The organism is Curtobacterium subtropicum, from assembly GCF_030362975.1.
In the GTDB taxonomy this organism is placed as follows: Bacteria; Actinomycetota; Actinomycetes; order Actinomycetales; family Microbacteriaceae; genus Curtobacterium; species Curtobacterium subtropicum.
This window is the reverse complement of record NZ_JAUCMM010000024.1, coordinates 1-1,043: the sequence shown is the minus strand read 5'-3', so window position 1 is coordinate 1,043 and position 1,043 is coordinate 1. Positions and strand designations below refer to the sequence as shown.

At 67.0% G+C, this 1,043-nt stretch carries 1 protein-coding gene; it reads right to left on the bottom strand.

From position 1 onward, the window contains the following. Window positions 1–928: IS481 family transposase (locus QUG98_RS16550; RefSeq protein ID WP_289471586.1), on the bottom strand; the 928-nt coding region annotated here is incomplete at its 3' end. Between the last annotated feature and the right edge of the window lie 115 nt (window positions 929–1,043).

Sequence of the window (1,043 nt, the reverse complement as noted above, 5' to 3'; positions counted from 1 at the left end):
GAGTCCTGTGGTGATTGTAGAAGTGGAGCCAGCCCGGGAGCGCTTGTCGGCGTTCGGTCTCTGAGCCGTAGAACCGTGCGTATGCCCAGCCCTCGCCCAGGGTGCGGTGGAACCGCTCGATCTTCCCGTTCGTCTGTGGCCGGTAGGGGCGAGTCTTCTTCGGCGTGATCCCAAGTGCCGAGCATGCGTCGGCCCAGGCGTGGGACTTGTAGGCGGAGCCGTTGTCGGAGAGCACCCGCTGGACGCTGACGCCGCGATCGGCGAACCACGCAACAGCCCGTTGCAGGACACCGATCGCGGTGACGGCTTTCTCGTCGGCGTGGATTTCGGCGTAGGCGACGCGGGAGTGGTCATCGATGACGGTGTGCACGAACGCTCGGCCCATCAGCGGGTCTCTGGTCGCCGATCGCGGCTTGTCTGGTGTCGCTGCACGGTTCCGGTCGCCCTGCTGCTTCCCGACGAACCGCCAGCCTCCGCCGTCAGGGATGTTGCCGAACTTCGTCACGTCCACGTGGATCATCGCGCCGGGAGTCGCGTGTTCGTAACGGCGGATCGGTTCCCCGGTGATCCGGTCGATGTGGGAGAGCCGGTTGATGCGGCACCGCACCAGGACGGCGTGCACGGTTGACGCCGGCAGCCCCAGCTCACCCCCGATCTGCACTGGCCCGAGGCGACGCCGCCACCTCGCTCTCACGATCCGTTTCACCAGTGCCGGCGGCGTCTTCGCCGGCATCCGGTGCGGGCGGCTGGATCGATCTGCCATCCCCGCAGCACCCTCGGTCCGATACCGAGCAGCCCACTTCCGGGCGGTGACAGGTGACACCATGAACATCCTCGCCACCGTGGTCGCGGGCCATCGGCCCTCGACGATCAGCTTGGCCAGACGAAGACGGGCGCGTGGGGTCAGCGCAGCGTTAGCGTGGGACACGAAGGCCTCCTGGTCGGTGAAGCGGTTCCTAGACAGCTCCACTCCACCACCGGGAGGCCTTCTTCGATCAGCGCGTCACCGACCGCCCGACGACACAACGTCCCTGGACATCACA